Genomic DNA, 18439 nt, shown 5'->3' on the forward strand with positions numbered 1-18439 from the left:
CTCGGTCAGGAGGCCAGGGCGGTGGCCGTGCCGGAGACGTCGAGCGCTTCGACGCGACCGGTGCCGATGTCGAAGACCCAGCCGTGCAGCGTCACCTTCTTCTCCGCCAGGGCCCGGGCGACACAGGGATGGGTGGTCAGGTTCGTCAGCTGCGCGTACACGTTCTGGCGCACCAGGGCCCCCACCTTCTGCGGACCGGCTTCCGTGCCGGTCGTACGCGCCAGGGCGGCGTCCGCGTGCCGCAGCCAGTCGGCGACCACCGGCGCGCCCCTGAGGTCGTGGCCTTCGGCCAGGGCGGTCATCGCACCGCAGGCGGAGTGCCCGCAGACGACGATGTCGGTCACGCCGAGCACGGCGACGGCGTACTCGATGCTCGCCGTCACCCCGTTGGCGCCGGGGGTGTAGGCGGGGACGAGGTTGCCTGCGGTGCGGACGACGAAGAGCTCACCCGGCTCGCCCTGGGTGATCAGCTCCGGCACCACCCGGGCGTCCGAACAGCCGATGAACAGCGTGTGCGGCGCGTGGTGCGCGGCCAGGTGGGCGAAGAGTCCCTCCTTGGCCGGGAAGACGTCCTCCTGGAAACGCGCGACGCCCTGGGCGAGGTCTCGCATGGGTCACTCCCTTCGGTAGCTGCCGGGCCTCTCGGGGCCGACGGGATCCACCATGCACGACCTGCACCTATAGCGTCCAAGAGCTGCTACCCATTCTTTCTATCGATGACATCTATAGTCGCTCCCATGGCCGCTCTCGAACTGCGTCACCTGCGCTACCTGCTCGCCGTCGCCGAACACGGCAACTTCACCCGCGCCGCCGAGGACCTGCACATCTCCCAGCCCACCCTGTCCCAGCAGATCAAACAGCTCGAACGCACCCTCGGCGTGCAGCTTCTGGACCGCACCGGCCGTACGGTGCGGCTCACCGACGCCGGGGCCGTCTACACCGACCACGCCCGGCGCGCCCTGCGCGACCTGGCGGCCGCCGAACGCGCCGTCCACGACGTCCAGGACCTCTCCCACGGCCACCTGCGCCTGGGCGTCACCCCCACGTTCACCGCCTACCTCGTCGGCCCGCTCACCGCCGAGCTCCACGCCCGTCACCCCGGCATCGGCCTGACCCTGGCGGAGCTGACCCAGGACCGCATCGAAGCGGCCCTGCTCGCCGACGACCTCGACCTCGGCATCGCCTTCGCCGGCCCCCACCCGCCCGGCATCGCCGCCACATCGCTGTTCACCGAATCCCTCAGCCTCGTCACCGGCACCCACCCCACCCGCACACCGCCGGAACCCCTACCGGCCCGGGCCTTGAAGGACCGCCAACTGGCGTTGCTCAGCAGCGACTTCGCCACCCGTGGCCACATCGACGCCTACTTCTCCGGGCAACGGGTCGCCCCCCGCATCGCGGTCGAGGCCAACTCCATCCAGGCCCTCACCGAAATCGTCCGACGCACACCCCTGGCCACGGTCCTGCCCGACGCCATCACCCACGACCACCCCCACCTCACCCCCGTCCCCCTCGACCCACCCCTGCCCACCCGCACCGTCGCCCTCCTCCGCCGCGAAGGCTCCTACCGGAGCGCAGCCGCCCAAGCCTTCACCCGGCTCACCCACGACCTCGTCCACTCCCGCGGCTACGCCCCGCCCAGGACAGGACTGGACACCGATCCCCCGTTGTAACAGAATCGGTTTCGACAGGGGCCTCGGCCGCTTCGGACAGGGGGAGGTTCCATGAGCGTCAGCAGTCGCGTGACCGTGGCCACGCACGCACTGACCTGGATGGCGCTGGTCTGTCCCCGGCGGCCCGACGGCATCGTGACGTCCGACCAGATCGCCGACAGCGTCAACACCAACCCCGTCGTGATCCGCCGCATTCTCGGCAGCCTGCGCGAAGCCGGGCTGGTGGTCTCCCAGCGCGGACAGGGTGCGGGCTGGAAGCTGACCCGCCCTCCGGAGTCGATCACCCTCAGGGACGTCTACCTGGCCGTCGAGCCCGAACCCCTCATCGCCCTGCACCCGGCCCCCCCGAACCAGTTGTGCCCCGTCGGCCGCGGCATCCCGCCGGTGTTGCGGGAGGCGTACGGCCGCGCGGAGGAGTCGATGAAGGCCGAGCTGTCGGCCGTCACCGTGGCGGACGTCCTCAGACGGACGGTCGCCTGAACGGGCGGCCCCGCAGCGCGGCCCCTCGTCGCGCCCCATCGGCCGGTCCTCACGGACCGGCCTCTCTTCGGAGCATTGTCGTAACTATTTCTGTTACATCACCTGGAGGTTCCTCTCCCGTGTACAGATCCCTCGCCGTCCTCGCCGCCGGCATGTTCGCCATCGGCACCGACAGCTTCGTCATCGCCGGCATCCTGCCGGACGCGGCGGACTCCCTCGGCGTCCCCCTCGGCACCGCAGGCTGGCTGCTCACGGCGTACGCCCTCACCTACGCCGTCCTCGGCCCCGTCATGGCCGCGTCCACCACCCGCTGGCCGCGCCGCACGCTGTTCCTCACCGGGTTCGTCGTCTTCACCGCGGGCAACCTCGTGACGGCCTTCGTCCCGGTCTTCGGCGTGGCCCTGGCCGGCCGGGCGCTCGCCGGACTGGGCGGCGCCATGATCACCCCTGCCGCCGTCGCCGCGGCCGCGGCGCTCGCGCCGGCGGAGCGCCGGGGCCGCGCCATCGCCGTCGTCATGACCGGCCTCAGCGCCGCCACCGCCCTCGGCTCCCCCGTCGGTACTGCCATCGGCAGCCTCACGGGCAACTGGCGCGCCACCATGGTGTTCGTCTCCGTCCTCGGCGTGCTCGCCGCCGTGGGAACCGCCCTGTTCCTGCCCCCGGTGCCCATGCCCCCGGCGGTCCCGCTGCGCACCCGCATCGCCCCGCTCGCCGATCGCCGCATCGGCCTGACCCTGCTCACCACCCTCCTCGTCTACACCGGTCTGTACACCGTCTACTCGTTCATCGGTGAGAGCCTCGACCGCGCGACCGGCGGCAGCGGCACCACCCTTGCGGCCCTCCTGTTCGTATGGGGCCTGGCGGCCACCGCCGGAACGCTCGGCTCGGGAAGCCTGATCGACCGCTTCGGCAGCCGCCGCATCATCAACACCGCCATCACCGTGGTGGCCGTCGACTTCGCCCTGCTGCCGTGGACGAGCGCACACCTGCCCTCCGCCGTCGTGGCGATCCTCGTGTGGGGCGCATGCGGATGGGCACTCCTGGCGCCGCAGACCCACCGCCTGATCACCACCGCCCCGGCAGCCGCCCCCTTGCTCACCGGCCTGGCCTCGGCAACGGTCTACGTCGGCGTCTCGGCCGCGCCTCTGGTCGGGCAGGCCGGGATGACGTGGTGCGGTGCGCACCGGCTCGGACCGGTCGGCGCCGTGTTGATCGCGGCCGGACTCCTGGCGGCGGAGGCGGCACACGCCACCATCACACGACACGGGCGCCGGAAATCGGCCGCCGGCGATCAGCCGGTACCGCGCCGGAAGGTGGCGCGGTAGTCCCTCGGGCGCCGTCCGGTGTGCCGGGCGAAGAGCGCGGCGAACGTTCCGGGGTCCTTGTACCCGACCGCCGCGGCGATGCTCGCGACGGTCCGGTCCGTGGTCTCCAGGAGGTGACGGGCGCGACGCACGCGCGACGACTGCAGGTACTCCAGCGGGCTCCGGCCGGTCTCGTCCGCGAAGCGCCGCAGCAGCGTCCGCGTGCTGACGTTGAACGTGTCCGACAACGCGGCGAGGTCGTACCGGGCGGTCAGACTCTGGTCGAGCCGCCGCATGACCCTCTGGGAGAAGTCGTTCCCGGGCTGCGGAAGAAGTCGCGGGTCGACGTACGGGGTCTGGGACGCCCGCGCATCGTCGACGAGCGCCACGCGCGCGGTCGTCCGTGCCACGCAGGCACCGCTGTGCCGGCGGATGAGTTCCAGCGCGAAGTCGTACATGGCGCTGAAGGCGGCCGTCGTCGTCACCCCCTGGTCGGTAACGACCAGACGGTCGGCCCGGACGTCGGTGTCCGGACAGCGTCGGGCCAGTTCCTCCGCGTGGAGCCATGACGTCGTGGCCCGGCGCCGGCTGAGAAGCCCCGCCTCGGCGAGCAGGAACGCACCGATGCAGATCGAGACCACGCCGTGGCCCGCAGCGGCGTGGGAGCGCACCGCCGCGATCTCGGGGGCGAGGGCGGCGAGTTTGGCGTCCACGTCCAGCCCCGGCGGGAGCTCGAACCCGGGCACGACGAGGACGTCGACGGTGCGCAGGGGAGAGACGGCCAACGCCGTCCCGCCCGAGGCGGCGACGCGGCGGCGGGGCGAGACGATCGACACCTCGTATCCGGCCCGGTCCGGGCCGGCAACGTGCATGGCCATCGTCAAAAGGTCGGGTACGCCGAACACTTCGGACGCGAAGCAGCCCGGATAGGCCAGGACACCGACCCGTAGCGCGCTCACGCTCACCTCCTCACCACCCGGCCTGTGGCGAGATTACCCTCGTCCATGGCGACCTGGCCTCTCACCGTGCGCGGGACATCGGGCCACGCTGTCACCATGAGTGCTTCCAACGGACGCCTTGACGACGCGATCACGGACTTCTCCCGCCGGCACGTGGACGTGTACGGGGTGGTGAAGACGGTGTACGCCGCGGGTTCCGGGCCGGCCGTCGTCCTGATGCCGGAGATGCCCGGCATCAGCCCCGACGTCCTCCGGCTGGCGCGGTGGGTGCGGGATGCGGGCTTCACCGTCTACCTCCCCTCGCTCTTCGGGACCGACGGCGCCTATCCGACGGCCGAGGGCGGTGAGGAGGTCGCCCGTCGCGCGTGCGTCAGTACGGAGTTCCGTGCGTTCGCCGGGGGCGGCACCAGCCCCGCCACGGCGTGGCTGCACGGGCTCGCGCGCCAGGCCCACGCCGAATGCGGCGGCCCGGGGGTCGGGGCGATCGGACTGTGCTTCACCGGCAACTTCGCCCTCACCATGGCGCTCGAACCAGCGGTCATCGCGCCGGTGGTCAACCACCCGTCGCTGCCGCTGGACGACCCGGCCGGGCTCGAAATCGGCGACGAGGACGCGCGCGCCGTCCGGGACCGCATCGTGCGCGACGGACTGAAGGTGCTCGCCTACCGCTTCGACGACGACCGCTGGTGCACCGGCCGGCGCTTCGCCGCCTACCAGGCGCTCCTCGGCGACGCCTTCGACGGCCGCGTCCTTCCGGGCGGTTCCGCCAACACCGACCCGCCGCCGTTCTTCCGTGACGTCGTCGGGTGTCCCCACAGCGTCGTCACCGCCCACCTCGTCGACGAGGAGGGACATCCCACGCTGCAGGCCAGGGACGAGATCCTCGCGTTCCTGGCCGACCGCTTGAACCCGTCACGATCTGGAGACCGGTGAGAGCAGGTGAGAGCGGTCCCGAACGCCGGGCCCCTACCGGACCGCCGGTCCGAAGTCGTCCACATGGGCCCGCACCCAGCTCCGCAGGTGGGCCAGGGGCTCCAGGGCGCCCCGGCCGAGTGCGGTGAGTTCGTATTCGACGCGGGGCGGGACCTCGGCGTGGACGGTGCGCAGGACCAGGCCGTTGTCCTCCAGCCGGCGCAGGGTGGCGGTCAGCACCTTGGGGCTGACGCCTTCGAGCTTGCGCCGCAGTTCGCCGAAGCGGCGCGGGCCGTCGGCGAGGGCGGTGACGGCCAGGCCCGTCCACTTGTTGGCCAGCAGTTCGAAGACGGCACGGCCCGGGCAGAGCAGCGCGTAGATGTCGTGACGGCTCATGAGGCCATTGAACAGCAATGGTTCCCTTTGGATAGTAAGGGCCCTTGCGGGTGACCACCCCGCTCCTCGTACGTTCCGGGCATGACGAACACCACCATGACCTCTGCTCCGCCCGTGCGCGTGGGCATCGTGGGCCTCTCCGCCCGTGGCGGCTGGGCTGCGCAGTCCCATCTTCCGGCGCTGCGTAGGCTGCCCGGCTTCGAGGTGCGCGCCCTTGCGGCCGGCAGCGCCGCCTCGGCGCAGGCGGCAGGCGCGGCCCACGACGTACCGCTGGTCTTCGGGGACGCCGCGCCCCTGGTCGCCTCGCCGGAGGTGGACCTGGTGGTGGTCAGTGTGCGGGTGCCGCTGCACCGGGAGGTGGTGCTGGCGGCGCTTGCGGCCGGCAAGGCGGTCCTGTCGGAGTGGCCGCTGGGCAACGGGGCCGCCGAGGCGCGGGAGTTGGCGGACGCGGCCGCTGCGGCGGGGGTGCGCACCTTCGTGGGGTTGCAGGCCCGCAGTGCGCCGGCCGTCCGGTACGTGCGGGACCTGGTCGCCGACGGCTACGTGGGCGAGGTCCTCTCCACCAGCCTGGTGGCCTCGGGCCGGCGCTGGGGCCCGGTGTTCGAGCCGGCCGGCGCGTATCTGCTGGACCGGGCCAACGGCGGCACCATGCTGACCATCCCGTTCGGCCACACGATCGACGCCGTGACCATGGTGCTCGGTGAGTTCGCCGAGTTGTCCGCCACCACGGCCGTGCGGCGGCCGGTCGTACGGGAGGAGGGGACGGGGCGGCCGGCCCGGATGACGGCCCCGGACCAGGTGGCGGTGGCCGGGGTGCTGGAGTCGGGCGCGGTGGCCTCGGTGCACTTCCGGGGCGGCCTGTCCCGGGCCACGAACTTCCACTGGGAGATCAACGGCACCGGGGGCGACCTGGTGGTCGCCGGTGACTCGGGCCATCTCCAGCAGGCCCGCCTCACGGTACGGGGCGCCCGGGGCCGGGCCGACGTGCTGGAGGAACTGCCGGTGCCGGAGCACTACCACGGCGTACCCGCCCTGGCCCCCCTGCGGGGCACACCGGCCCACCAGGTCGGCGCCCTCTACGCCGCCCTCGGCACCGACCTCGCCACCGGTTCGGCCCACGTCCCCGACTTCGCCCACGCGGCGCACCGGCAGGGCCTGCTGGACGCGGTGGAGCGCTCGGCGGCCACCGGGCGTCGGGCGGTGCCCACCGACCTCGCCGCCCCGTCGGGCAGCTGACGCCCCGCCCACGTCAGCTGCCGGTGGCCGTCTACGCGGCGACGTAGGAAGGGAGGTTCTTGTCGACGTCGGTCCCGCGCGGGCGACGGCCAGTTCCGCCTCGGTGGTGACGGCGGTCAGGGAACCGTTGGCGCGGAATCCGAGGCCCGGTACGGCGGCTGCGATCTCCTCCCACAGGGTCCGGGCCCGCAGGGCCGTCTCCAGCTCCTCGCCCGCGGCCCGGCCGCTCACCCAGATCAGGCCGAAAATGCGGACGGACGCACCCCTGGCCTCCCGCTCACGCTCGATGTGCACGACCTCGTGGCCGCGCTGAACTGCTTGCCAGGCGTGCAGGGTTCCCAGCACGCCCGCTCCGATGACGATGACTCGCATGAGTCGAACACTCGTCAAACGGGGTGACGCGAGGGCGGCCGAACGACGAACCGGCGGCAAACGAGCCGCCGATCCTGGACTAGACCCGTTATCTTCCCGTGACATCGGCCGACGCGGCTCGTCACGCAGCCCCGGCTCAGCCCTCCGCGCCGCGCAGGTGCGTGGTGAAGGAGAACCGGTCGCCTCTGTAGAGCGAGCGCACGCGCTCCAGCGGCCTTCCCTCCGTATCCCGCGACACCCGGTGGATCAGCAGCATCGGCAGGGCGGGCGGCGTACCGATCAGCAGCGCCTCGGGGGGCGTGGCGAGAACGGTCTCCAGCCGTTCGTCCGCGTCCCCGAAGCCGATGCCGAGGCGCTCGCGCAGATACGTGTAGAAGGACGAGTCCGGCTCGAACCCGGTGTCCAGCCCCGGCGCCCGCTCGACCGCCACGTACGTGCTCTCCAGCCCCACCCGCTCGTCGTCGGCGAGCAGCACCCGCTCCAAGTGCCACACGGGGTCCCCCGCCGCCACGCCGAGGTCGGGGGCGAGTGCGGCCGGACAGGCGAGCCGGTCCAGCCCGATGAGGCTGCGTCCCGGGCGCCGGCCCTGGCGACGCACGCCCTCGGTGTAGCCGGCCAGGGACAGCGGCTGGTCCAGCTTGGGCCCGGCGACCACCGTCCCCCGCCCCATCCGGCGCAACCGTCCCTCCAGCAGCAGCTCCCGCAGGGCCTGCCGCACGGTCTCCCGCGACACTTCGAAGCGCACGGCCAGCTCGCGCTCGGTGGGCAGCAGGCCCCCTCCCCCAGCTCGTCGAGGAGGACGGCGACGCGCGCCTTGACCGCGTAGTACTTGGGGATCCGCCCGTGCTCGGGAATGCCGGCGCGCACCGGGGCGCCGGCCGGCCGTGCGGGTTCGTCGTGCGTGTGCGCAGGGTCCACGGCGCGATCTTCGCACCTGCCGCAAGTACGACGCATGCCGCCGGTATGACGCATGGCGCCGCATCACGCCCGGGCGTCGCCGGTGGCCGCGCGTCGTGTGCGGAGCCATGCCCTGATGGCCTCCGCCGTCGTGGGCGCGTGCTCCTCGGTCATGCTCCAGTGGTGGCCGGGGACGTCCACGGTGGTGTGCGGCACCGGCCAGGACGCTCGTTTCCGCCCGGCCGGCATCTCGGGCCCGCAGTGGACCGGTGGCTGTGGCAGCGGTTCGGTGGCGCGGACCAACAGGGTGGGGACGTCTGCCGGTTCCGGCTGCCAGCCGCGGGCGATACGGGTGTAGGCGCCGAGGACGGCCATGGACATGTCCTCCACGGCGGTGTCGAACGGCTCGCCCATCTGCCAGGGGATGCGGGCGGGCAGGGCGAGCAGCCACGGCTCGTTCTCCAGGTCCGGGGTGACGTGGTAGCTGTCGATGAGGACCAGGCCGAGCGGTGGCGTGCCGGTTGCCGCGAGGCGTGCGGCCACCGAGTGCGCGGGGCAGCCGCCCATCGAGGAGCCGAGGACGGCGTAGGGGCGGTCGCCGAGGTGCTTGCGCACGGTGTCGGCGTGCAGGTCCACGAGGGTCTGCCAGTCCCGGGGTACAGCGTCCCCGTGGTGGACGCCGGGATGCTGGAGCTCCAGGACGTCCCGTTCGCCGCCGAAGGCGGAGGACAGCGTGGCGTGCCAGGGTCTGCCGAGAGCGGGGAAGAAGCCGGGGAAGCACACGAGCGCGGGCCCGGCGGTGCCTTCGGCCAGCTGAAGGGGCGCGAGCGCGTGCCGGGCGCTCTCGGCGCGTTCGAAGACGGGCAGGGCGAGCGAGGCGGTCACCAGCATGTGCATCGCCGACACGACGTCGCCGGTCTCGCACACGCGCCGGTAGAGGGAGGCGAGGGTCTGCGACGGCCGTGCCGTTCCCCGCGGGGCGGCGGGCCCGGTGGCGGGGGCGTCTTCGCCGGGGACTTCGCCCAGTTCCCCGATGAGGTGGCCGGTCAGCTCCGCAGCGCTGGGCCGGTCGAACACCACGGTGGCGGGCAGCTGCAGGCCGGTGAGCGCACGGAGACGGTTGCGCAGCAGTACCCCGGTCAGGGAGTCGAAGCCCAGCTCGGTGAAGGGGCGGTCGGGGGCCACGGCGGACGCGCCGGCATGGCCGAGCACGGTGGCGACTTCCTGGCGGACGAGATCGAGCAGGGCCGGTGCCCGCTCGGGTACGGGCAGCGCGGCGAGCCGCTCGCGCCAGGCCCCGGCCGCGATCCCCGGGTCGTCGGCCGCCCCGGACGTGGCCCCGGCTGACGGGCGGGCCGTACGCAGCAGTCCGCGCAGGGGCAGTGGCACCGGTTGCCCGGCGGTGCCCGCCCGCCGGGAACGGTCCAGCAGCAAGGGGGCGAGCACCGGTTCGCCGCTGCCCAGCGCGGCGTCGAACAACGCCAGGCCCTGCGCGGGAGAGACGGGGCGCAGCACGCCGTCCACGGCCCGGCCGGGGGCCAGGGTGCGTGCCGCCATTCCCTCCCCGCCCGCCCACGGGCCCCAGACGAGCGAGAGCGCCGGCAGGCCGAGGGCGGCGCGGTGGTGGGCGAGCGCGTCCAGGAAGGTGTTCGCGGCGGCGTAGTTGGCCTGGCCCGCGGTGCCCAGCACGCCGGCGGCCGAGGAGAACAGGACGAAGTGGGACAGGGGCAGATGCTTCGTCAGCTCATGCAGGTTCCAGGCGGCGTCCGCCTTCGGCCGCAGCACCGCGGCCAGTCGCCCGGGTGTCAGGGCCTCCAGCACGCCGTCGTCCAGGACCCCGGCGGCATGGACGACGGCGCTCAGCCCGTGCGCGTACGTCTTCATCACGGCGGCCAGCCGGGCGCGGTCGGCGGCATCGCAGGCGATCACGTCCACGCGGGCGCCGGACTCCCGGAGCTCTGCCCCCAGCCGCCGCGCGGCCGGCGACCGGAGGCCGTGACGGCTGACGAGAACGAGGTGGCGGACCTCGTGCCGGGTGACCAGGTGCCGGGCCAGCAGGCCGCCGAGGGCTCCGGTGCCGCCCGTCACCAGGACCGTACCCTCCACCGGAGAACCGCCCCGCGGGGTGTCGGTGCCGGCCAGCCGGGGAACGCGCACGGCGCCCTCTGCGAGGGAGAGTTGGGGTTCGCCGGTGGCGACGGCGGCCGGCAGCAGGCGCAGCGACTCGGGCCGGCCGTCGGTGTCCACGAGCGTGAGGTGCCCGGGATGCTCCGCCTGTGCGGAACGCACCAGGCCCCACAGTGCGGCGGCCGGCAGGTCCGGCACGGCGGAGGTGGCGCCACGGGTCACCACGACGAGCCGCGAACCCGGCGCAACCGGGGCGGACAGGTGGGTCTGGAGCACGGCCAGGGCACGCGCGGTGAGGGCATGGGTGTCCGCGGCCGGGTCGGCGCCCGGGGAGAGGCAGGACAGGGAGACCACCACCGGCCCGGGGGCGTCGTTCCCCTTCCCGGCCGGCGGCCCGGGGAGCACGGAGCGCAGGCCGAGGTCGTCGGGGTCCGCCACGGACAGGAGCGGCCCGTCGCCGTCGGCCGGAACCGCGGTCCACCGCAGGCCGAACAGGCCCCCGGCAGCGCTCCCTTCCGTGGCCGCGGCGCCGGTGGATTCCGGTACGGGCCGGGTCGTCAAGGAGTCCACCCGGGCCACCGGCCTGCCGGCGGGGTCGGCGAGGTCCACGGCGACGGTGTCCGGCCCGGTGGTGCGGATGCGTACGCGCAGCGCCGTGGCACCGACGGCGTACAGGCGCATGCCGCGCCAGGCGAAGGGCATCCGGGCGGGGCCGGCGGCCGGCGCGGCGAGCAGTGCCGCGTGCAGCGCGGCGTCCAGCAGGGCGGGGTGAAGGCCGTACCGGCCGGCGTCGGCGCTCGTCGCCCCGGTCAGCCGTACCTCGGCGAACACCTCCTCGTCCGGCCCCCGCCAGACGGCCGTGACGCCCCGGAACGCAGGCCCGTACGCGTGACCGGCGTCGGTCAGGCGATCGTAGACACCCGCGAGGTCCACGGGCACGGCACCCGGGGGCGGCCACGCGGAGGCGCCGGAGTCATGGCTTCCCTGTGCGGTGGCCGGGCCGAGCCGCCCGGTCGCGTGGTGCGTCCAGGTGCCCAGCGGGCCCGACTCCCCCGGCCGGGAATGGACGTCCGCGGTACGACGGCCGGAAGCGTCCGGTTCACCGAGGACCACCTGCACCTGCACCCCGTCGCCGGCACCGGAGGGCGACAGCGGCAGCGGGGCCAGCAGCGCGAAGTCCTCGCCGACCTCCAGCCCGCACGCGTCACCCGCGTGGATCACCATCTCGGCGAACGCGGCGGCGGGTACGAGCACCTGTCCGGCGATGACGTGGTCGCGCAGCCAGGGCTGGGCGGCGAGGGAGAGGTGACCGGTGCACAGCAGGCGCTGCGTGCCGGGCACCGTGGTCGTCGTGCCGGTCAGCAGGGGATGGTCCTTGCCGGCCGAGGTGGCGGCACCGGTGTCCTCCAGCCAGTAGCGCTGCCGCTGGAAGGGGTAGGTCGGCAGGTCCACCCGCCGCGCGCCACTGCCCGCGTACACACGTCGCCAGTCCACCGGCAGGCCGTGCACGTGCAGCCTGCCGAGCGCGGCCAGGATCGCTTCCGCCTCCGACGCACCGGCCCGCGCGGTGGGCACGCACACCAGACCCTCGCGCTCCCCCACGACGCCGCCCATGGCGGCCGCCGTGAGCTGCGCGTCCGGGCCGACCTCCACGCAGGCGGTCACCCGCTCGTCGTTCACGAGGCGTTGCACCGCGTCCGCGAACCGTACGGCTTCACGGGCGTGGCGCACCCAGTACGCCGCCGAGCACAGATCGTCCCCCTCGGCCTGGCGCCCGGTCACGGTCGACATCACCGGGATGCGCGGCTTCCCGTAGGTCATGCCCGAGGCAATGCGGCCGAACTCGGCGAGCATCGGTGCCATCAGCGGTGAGTGGAAGGCATGGCCGGCCCGCAGCCGCGTGGCGCGGCGTCCGCGCGCGGCGAACCGGGCGGCGACGGTGCGCACGGCGTCCTCCTCCCCGGAGACGACGACCGACCGGGGACCGTTCACCGCCGCGATCGCCACGCGCTGCGCCGCATCGGCCGGACCGGCCAGGTCCGCCAGCCCCTCTGCCGCCTCGTCCTCGGTGGCCTCCAGGGCCACCATGGCCCCGTGACCGGGAAGTTGCCGCATCAGCCGCCCCCGGGCCGCGACCAGCTCCACGGCTTCCGGCTCCGACAGGACGCCCGCGACGTGAGCCGCCGCCAGCTCGCCCACGGAGTGCCCGGCCACGGCGTCCGGCCGCACTCCCCAGGACTCCAGCAGCCGGAACAGCGCCACTTCGTAGACGAACAGTCCCGCCTGCGCGAAGTCGGTCCTGTCCAGCAGGGCGGCGGCGCCGGTGCTCTCGTCGGCCCACAGCACGGTGCGCAGGGGCCGCTCGAAACCGCCGGTGCCGTCGAAGCGTTCGCACAGGGCGTCGAAGGCGGCCGCGAAGCCGGGGAACGTACCGTGCAGTTCCCGTCCCATGCCCGGCCGTTGCGCGCCCTGGCCGGAGAACAGCAGTGCCGGACGCCCGGCAGGCGCGCCCGGCCTCACCACGGTGCTTGCGGGTCCGTGACCGGTGACCGCCCACGCGTCCAGAGCGTTCAGCAGCGCCGCGCGGTCCCCCGCGGTCACAGCCGCCCGGTGCGTGAGCGCCGCCCGGGTCGTGGCCAGGGAGAACGCGACGTCCAGCGGGGACAGCCGCGGCTGCCCCCGCAGCAGGGACGCCACCTGCCCGGCCTGCGCGCGCAGGGCCCGCGGATCCGCGCCCGACAGCAGCAGGGGTGGCCCCGCCCTCCACGGCCGGGGGGTCTCCCTTTCCGGAACCGTTTCCCCAGCGGGCTCCTCAAGCGCCTCTTCCAGAATGACGTGGGCGTTGGTCCCGCCGATACCGAACGCGGAGACCCCGGCCCGGCGCGGGCCGCCGGGCCGGGCCGGGTGCCACTCCTCCTCCCGCGTCAGGAGCCGTACGGCGCTTGACGACCAGTCCACGTGCGGTGACGGCTCCTCGCAGTGCAGCATGCGCGGCAGCCGTCCGTGCCGCATCGCCAGGACCGTCTTGATGACACTGCCGACCCCGGCCGCGGCCTGGGTGTGCCCGATGTTGGACTTGAGCGCCCCGAGCCACAGCGGCCGGCCGCCGGGCCGCTCCCGCCCGTACGCGGCCTGCAGCGCCCGGGCCTCGACGGGGTCGCCGAGGGCGGTACCGGTGCCGTGCGTCTCGACCATGTCGATGTCGGCCGGGGACAGCCCGGCGGCGGCCAGGGCCTGACGGATCACCTCCTGCTGGGCCGGGCCGCTCGGTGCGGTCAGGCCGTTGGACGCGCCGTCGGAACCGACGGCCGAGCCACGGAGCACGGCCAGCACCGTACGACCGTTGCGCCGGGCGTCGGACAGCCGCTCCAGCAGGACCACTCCCGCGCCCTCGGCCCAGCCCGTTCCGTCGGCCGCGGCCGAGAACGGTTTGCACCGGCCGTCCGGCGCCAGGCCGCGCAACCTGCTGAACGCGACGAACGGCGCCGCGGTGGCCATCACCGTGACGCCCCCGGCCACGGCCAGCGAGCACTCGCCGGACCGCAGTGCCTGTGCCGCCGAGTGCATCGCCACCAGCGACGACGAGCAGGCGGTGTCCACGGTGACGGCGGGCCCGCGCAGGTCCAGGGCGTAGGCGATACGGCCCGAGGCCACGCTGCCCGCCGAGCCCAGCGCGAGGTGCGCCTCCAGCTCGTGCGGGCCGCGGTGCAGCAGACGGCCGGCGTAGTCGTCGTGCATCACGCCGACGAAGACGCCGGTGTCGCTGCCGCGCAGGGCCGTCGGGTCGATGCCGGCCCGCTCCAGGACCTCCCAGGTGGTCTCCAGCAGGATCCGCTGCTGCGGGTCGGTGGCCAGTGCCTCCCGCGGGGACATCCCGAAGAAGGCCGCGTCGAAGTCGGCCGCGCCGCGCAGGAAGCCGCCGCGGCGGGTGACGGACGCACCGAGCCGGTCGGGGTCGGGGTCGAAGAGGCCGGGCAGGTCCCAGCCGCGGTCGCCGGGGGCGTCCGAGGTCGCGTCGATCCCGTTCGCGACGAGCCGCCACAGGTCCTCGGGTGAGGTCACATGGCCCGGATACCGGCAGGCCATCGCGACGAGGGCCACCGGCTCCGCCGAGGGCGTACGCGCCCTGCCGCCGCCCCGACGGCCGTCCGGGGCCGCCACGCCACCGAGGAGCCCGGCCAGCAGGAAATCCGCCACGGCGGCGGGCGTCGGGTGGTCGAACACGAGGGTGGCGGGCAGCTCCAGGCCGGTGGCCGTGCCCAGCCGGTCACGCAGCAGTACACCCCCGAGGGAGGTGATCCCCCAAGCGGTGAAGGGCCGGGTCGGTTCCAGGTCCTGCTCCGGCGCGCCGCTCGCGTGCGCCGCCGCGGCCAGGACGAGACGCAGCACGGCGTCGTACCGCCCGGCCGGGGCCAGTGCCGCCAGGCGCCGGCGCAGGGCGGACACGGTGGCCTCGCGCGCCGACCCGAGCCGTTCGGCCAGGTGCCGGGCCAGCGCGGGACGGTCGGTCTTGCCGGAGGGGGTGCGGGGCACGGAGTCGGTCCCGTACACCTCGTCGGGCACCTTGAAGTCCGACAGCTGCTCCCGGCATGCGGCGCGTACCCCGTCGGTGTCGATCCCGAGCCGCGGGTCGGCGACCACGAAAGCGACCGGCACCTCACCGAGCACGTCGTGCGGCCTGCCCACGACGGCCGCGTCCACGACGCCGGGGCAGGCGAGCAGCACGTGCTCGACCTCGACCGGGTTGATGTTCTCGCCGCCACGGATGATCAGTTCCTTGACGCGGCCGGTGACGCGCAGACCGCCGTGCCGGCCGCGACGGCCGAGATCCCCCGTGCGGTACCAGCCGTCCTCGAACACCCGCGCTGTCTCGTCCGGGCGGCCGTGATACCCGAGCATCAGGTTCGGGCCGCGGACCCGGATCTCCCCCTCGTCCCCCTCGGCGACGTCGTCGCCGGACGGATCGGTCAGCCGCACCTCGACGCCGGGCACCGGCAGACCGCCGCTGCCGGCGCCGCCGGAGCCGTCGAGCCGGTCGACCGTGATCTTCCCGCAGGTCTCGGTGCTGCCGTAGCCGTCGAGCAGCGGTGCCCCGAGCAGCTCCTCGACCTCCGCCCGCAGCTCCGGGGGACACGGCGCGCCCGCGGTGACGCACAGACGTATGCCGGCCGTCGGCCGGGAGCCTTCGCGGACCGCGCTCGTGAGCAGGCGATAGGTGGCGGGCACACCGGCGACGACGGTGAACCGCTGTTCGGCGAGGACCTGCGCGACGCTCGCACCCCGGTCGAGCAGGTACGCGCCCGCGCCCACCGCCACCACGCCCAGCAGGCACAATGAATGGGCGTAGGCGTGGAACATCGGCAGCGGCCACAGCAGCCGGTCCTGCGGCTCCAGACCCCACAACGGTGCGTAGGCCGCCGCCACGGACCACAGCGCGGTGCGCTGGCTGGAGACCACGCCCTTGCTCCGCCCGGTGGTGCCCGAGGTGTAGAGGATCCAGGCCGGTTCGTCCAGGCCGAGGTCGTCCCGGGGCGCGCATCCCGGATCCGACGCAGCGAGCCGTTCGAAGACGTGCGTGCCCGCGGTCGCTCCGTCCGGCATGGTGTCCGTGCCGGCCACCAGGACCCGCGCCCGTAACCGTGGCCGTACGGCCGCCAGACGGGAGACCCGTGGCAGCAACGTCTCCTCCGTGACCACCGCGACCGCCCCGCTGTCGTCGAGGAAGTACGCGAGCTCGGCGTCCGCGGCCCCGGGATCGAGCGGAACCCCTACCGCTCCCGCCCGCAGCACCGCGAGGAAACTCTCCGCCGTCTCCACCCGGTTGCCCAGCAGGAGCGCCACCCGGTCGCCCCTCCGCACCCCCAGCCGCACCAGGTGGCCCGCCAGCCGGCAGGTCCGCTCGTCCAGCTCCTGGTACGTGACGCTCCGGCACGCGTCCTGGAAGGCGGTCTTGCCTCCCCCTCGTGCCGCCTGCGCCTTCAGCAGATCCGGCACCGCACGGATCAACTCGCCGCGGATCTCCGTCATCCCCACCCCTTCGGCCCCGGGCGCAACGACAACAGGCTACAGACGCCCCCGGCGCCGGCCGGGTGTTCGTGGGCGACGGCATCGTGGTCCGTTCGAACGCCGGTGGCCGGGTGGGGCCCGGTCCCGGGCATGGCGGCACGTTTTCCGCTCATACGTGGTGTAAGCAAGGACCATGGACCCTCGGCGACTCCCCGGGGCTCACCGACGGCCCCGGCAGCGAAGCCGTGCCCTGGTGGCGGTACCGCTTCTCCTCATCCTGGTCGTCACCGTGGTCGACATCCTGGCCCCGCCCGAGGTGCACCTCGGCCCCTTCCTCGTCGCCGCGCCCGCCATCACGGCATCGTTCGGCGGCCCGCGGATGACGGGATTCGTCGGCGTGGTGGCCGTTGCGGCCCAGTCCGTCGTCGCCCTCGCCCGCACCAGCCTCACCGACCTCAACCACACCCTCCAGATCACCGCCCTGATCCTGATCTCGGCGATCGTGACCCTCTTCGCCCACCACCGCGAGCGGCACGAGAAGGAAATGACGCAGCTCAGATCGGTGGCCGAGGCGACCCAAGGGGTGCTCCTGCGGGCGCTCCCGCAGCAGATCGGCCCCCTGCGCATCGCCTCGGTCTACCTCGCCGCCGAGGCCGAGGCGCAGATCGGCGGCGACCTGTACGCCGTCACCCGCACCGCCCACGGCACCCGGCTCGTCATCGGCGACGTACGCGGCAAGGGCCTGGAGGCCATCGGTGACGCCGCGCTCGTCCTCGGGGCCTTCCGGGCCGCCGCGCACCGGCAGGCCGAGCTGCCGGTCCTGGTCGCCGACCTGGAAGGAGCCGTCTCCTCCGACCTGGGTGTCCCCGGCACGTCGCGGGACGAGCACGCCGAGCAGGGGGAGACGTTCGTCACCGCGGCCGTGCTGGACGTCCCCGACATCGAGCCGTCCCTGCACCTGGTCAGCTGCGGGCATCCCCCACCCCTGCTGCTGCGCGACGGCCGGGTCACCCCGCTGAAGGTGAGTCAGCCCGCGCCTCCGCTGGGCCTCGCCGAGTTCGCCCCTGCCGACATCGCCGTGGAGTCCTACGGGTTCGAGCCCGGCGACGTCGTGCTGCTGTACACGGACGGCGTCATCGAGGCTCGCGACGACAGCGGGTCGTTCTACCCGTTGTCCGAACGGATGGCGGCCTGGTCGGGGCACGGGCCCCAGGCCCTCCTGCGGCATCTGTGCGAGGACCTCCTGGCCCACTGCGGCGGATCCCTCGGCGACGACGCCGCCATGGTCGCCGTCCAACGGCTCCCGGGCGCGCCGGCCGCCTGACGGCGGGGCCTGGGGCCTAGCTGCCGATCAGGTCGAGGAGATCGTCGGCGTGCTCCTCTTCCTCCTCAAGGATCGACTCCAGCAGGCGGCGCGTGGTGGGGTCGCGGTCCGACAGCCAACGGACGATCTCCTGATAGCTGGAGATGACGATCCGTTCGGCGAGCAGATTGTGTTCGAGCATCGTCGTCAGGTCGTTCGGGGACGGGGTCGTGTAGTCGGTATGGGCCCGCTGCACCAGGGTCGCCGGGTCGAAGTCGGGTTCGCCGCCCAGTTGCGAGACCCTTTCGGCCGCCCGCATGGCGTGCTGCATCTCCTGCGCGGCGTGCTCGGTGAATTCCGCCGCCACCTGTGCCCGGTCGATGCCGGTCGCCGAAATGGCGTGACGGGTGTAGCGCAGCCAGCACACCACCTCTGTGGCGATCACGTCGTTCAGGATGCCGATGACCTGTTCCTTGTCGACGCCATAGGTGCCGGTGACGGGGCCCGCCTCCATCTTGCGCCTCGCCTCGTCACGGATCCTGGTGACGTCCAGGACGAAGTCATCGCTCATGCCGGGTCCCTCTCTGCTCGTGCTCGGCGCTCTGCACTCGGCGCTCTGTGCTCTGCGCTCGCACTGACTTCCCCGGGAGGCGGAGAAAGGCACGCTGCCCGTCACAAGATGACCGGTTCGACGCAATCCGTTCGACGCAACTCCGCGTCCTCGTCAGCACGGAGAAGACGAGAGACCCTCGCTTGATCTGTGACGCCCACCCA

General features: G+C 73.7%; 11 protein-coding genes and 2 pseudogenes. 6 read left to right on the forward strand and 7 right to left on the reverse strand.

Going from position 1 to position 18439, the window contains the following annotated elements:
• Positions 1-5: 5 nt before the first annotated feature.
• Complete coding sequence (locus IE182_RS09285; RefSeq protein WP_190109221.1) at positions 6-611, reverse strand: carbonic anhydrase; 606 nt, start codon at positions 609-611, stop codon at positions 6-8.
• Positions 612-737: 126 nt separating this feature from the next.
• Between IE182_RS09285 and cynR the strand changes: the two genes are divergently transcribed.
• From cynR to IE182_RS09300, 3 genes are all read left to right on the forward strand, one after another.
• Positions 738-1673: a transcriptional regulator CynR gene (gene cynR, locus IE182_RS09290; RefSeq protein WP_190109222.1), complete on the forward strand. Its 936-nt coding sequence runs from the start codon at positions 738-740 to the stop codon at positions 1671-1673.
• 51 nt (positions 1674-1724) lie between these two features.
• Positions 1725-2153 (forward strand): Rrf2 family transcriptional regulator, encoded by a 429-nt coding sequence (locus tag IE182_RS09295; RefSeq protein WP_190109223.1) that lies wholly within the window; start codon positions 1725-1727, stop codon positions 2151-2153.
• 119 nt (positions 2154-2272) lie between these two features.
• Complete coding sequence (locus IE182_RS09300; RefSeq protein WP_190109224.1) at positions 2273-3478, forward strand: MFS transporter; 1206 nt, start codon at positions 2273-2275, stop codon at positions 3476-3478.
• Here the strand turns inward: IE182_RS09300 and IE182_RS09305 are convergent.
• On the reverse strand, positions 3445-4416 hold the full coding sequence (locus IE182_RS09305; protein WP_190109225.1) for a GlxA family transcriptional regulator: 972 nt from the start codon (positions 4414-4416) through the stop codon (positions 3445-3447). The two genes, IE182_RS09300 and IE182_RS09305, sit on opposite strands and share 34 nt — an antisense overlap.
• 96 nt (positions 4417-4512) lie before the next feature.
• Here IE182_RS09305 and IE182_RS09310 point away from each other — a divergent pair, with 96 nt between their 5' ends.
• Entirely contained in the window at positions 4513-5349 is an 837-nt protein-coding gene (locus IE182_RS09310; RefSeq protein WP_190109226.1) for a dienelactone hydrolase family protein, read from the forward strand.
• A 33-nt stretch (positions 5350-5382) separates the two neighbouring features.
• On the opposite strand, the gene IE182_RS09315 is transcribed toward IE182_RS09310, so the two are convergent.
• Positions 5383-5724 carry a winged helix-turn-helix transcriptional regulator gene (locus IE182_RS09315; RefSeq protein ID WP_190109227.1) on the reverse strand — a complete coding sequence of 114 codons (342 nt, stop codon included), beginning with the start codon at positions 5722-5724 and terminating at the stop codon, positions 5383-5385.
• 81 nt (positions 5725-5805) lie between these two features.
• On the opposite strand from IE182_RS09315, the gene IE182_RS09320 reads away from it, so the two are divergent.
• A complete protein-coding gene (locus IE182_RS09320; protein WP_229844681.1) occupies positions 5806-6960 on the forward strand; it encodes a Gfo/Idh/MocA family protein in 1155 nt (384 codons plus the stop codon).
• 6 nt (positions 6961-6966) lie between these two features.
• On the opposite strand, the pseudogene IE182_RS31950 reads toward IE182_RS09320, so the two are convergent.
• From IE182_RS31950 to IE182_RS09330, 3 genes and pseudogenes are all read right to left on the reverse strand, one after another.
• Positions 6967-7332: pseudogene (locus tag IE182_RS31950) on the reverse strand (FAD-dependent oxidoreductase); the annotation flags it as partial.
• Positions 7333-7468: 136 nt separating this feature from the next.
• Positions 7469-8286, reverse strand: a pseudogene (locus IE182_RS09325) (GntR family transcriptional regulator).
• A gap of 27 nt (positions 8287-8313) precedes the next feature.
• Positions 8314-16383: a type I polyketide synthase gene (locus IE182_RS09330; RefSeq protein WP_190109228.1), complete on the reverse strand. Its 8070-nt coding sequence runs from the start codon at positions 16381-16383 to the stop codon at positions 8314-8316.
• Positions 16384-16555: 172 nt separating this feature from the next.
• Here IE182_RS09330 and IE182_RS09335 point away from each other — a divergent pair, with 172 nt between their 5' ends.
• Entirely contained in the window at positions 16556-17686 is a 1131-nt protein-coding gene (locus IE182_RS09335; protein WP_190109229.1) for a PP2C family protein-serine/threonine phosphatase, read from the forward strand.
• 16 nt (positions 17687-17702) lie between these two features.
• Here the strand turns inward: IE182_RS09335 and IE182_RS09340 are convergent, their stop codons facing one another.
• On the reverse strand, positions 17703-18236 hold the full coding sequence (locus IE182_RS09340; RefSeq protein ID WP_190109230.1) for a ferritin-like domain-containing protein: 534 nt from the start codon (positions 18234-18236) through the stop codon (positions 17703-17705).
• Positions 18237-18439 lie beyond the last annotated feature (203 nt).

Source organism: Streptomyces cinnamoneus (assembly GCF_014650495.1).
Lineage (GTDB): Bacteria > Actinomycetota > Actinomycetes > Streptomycetales > Streptomycetaceae > Streptomyces > Streptomyces cinnamoneus.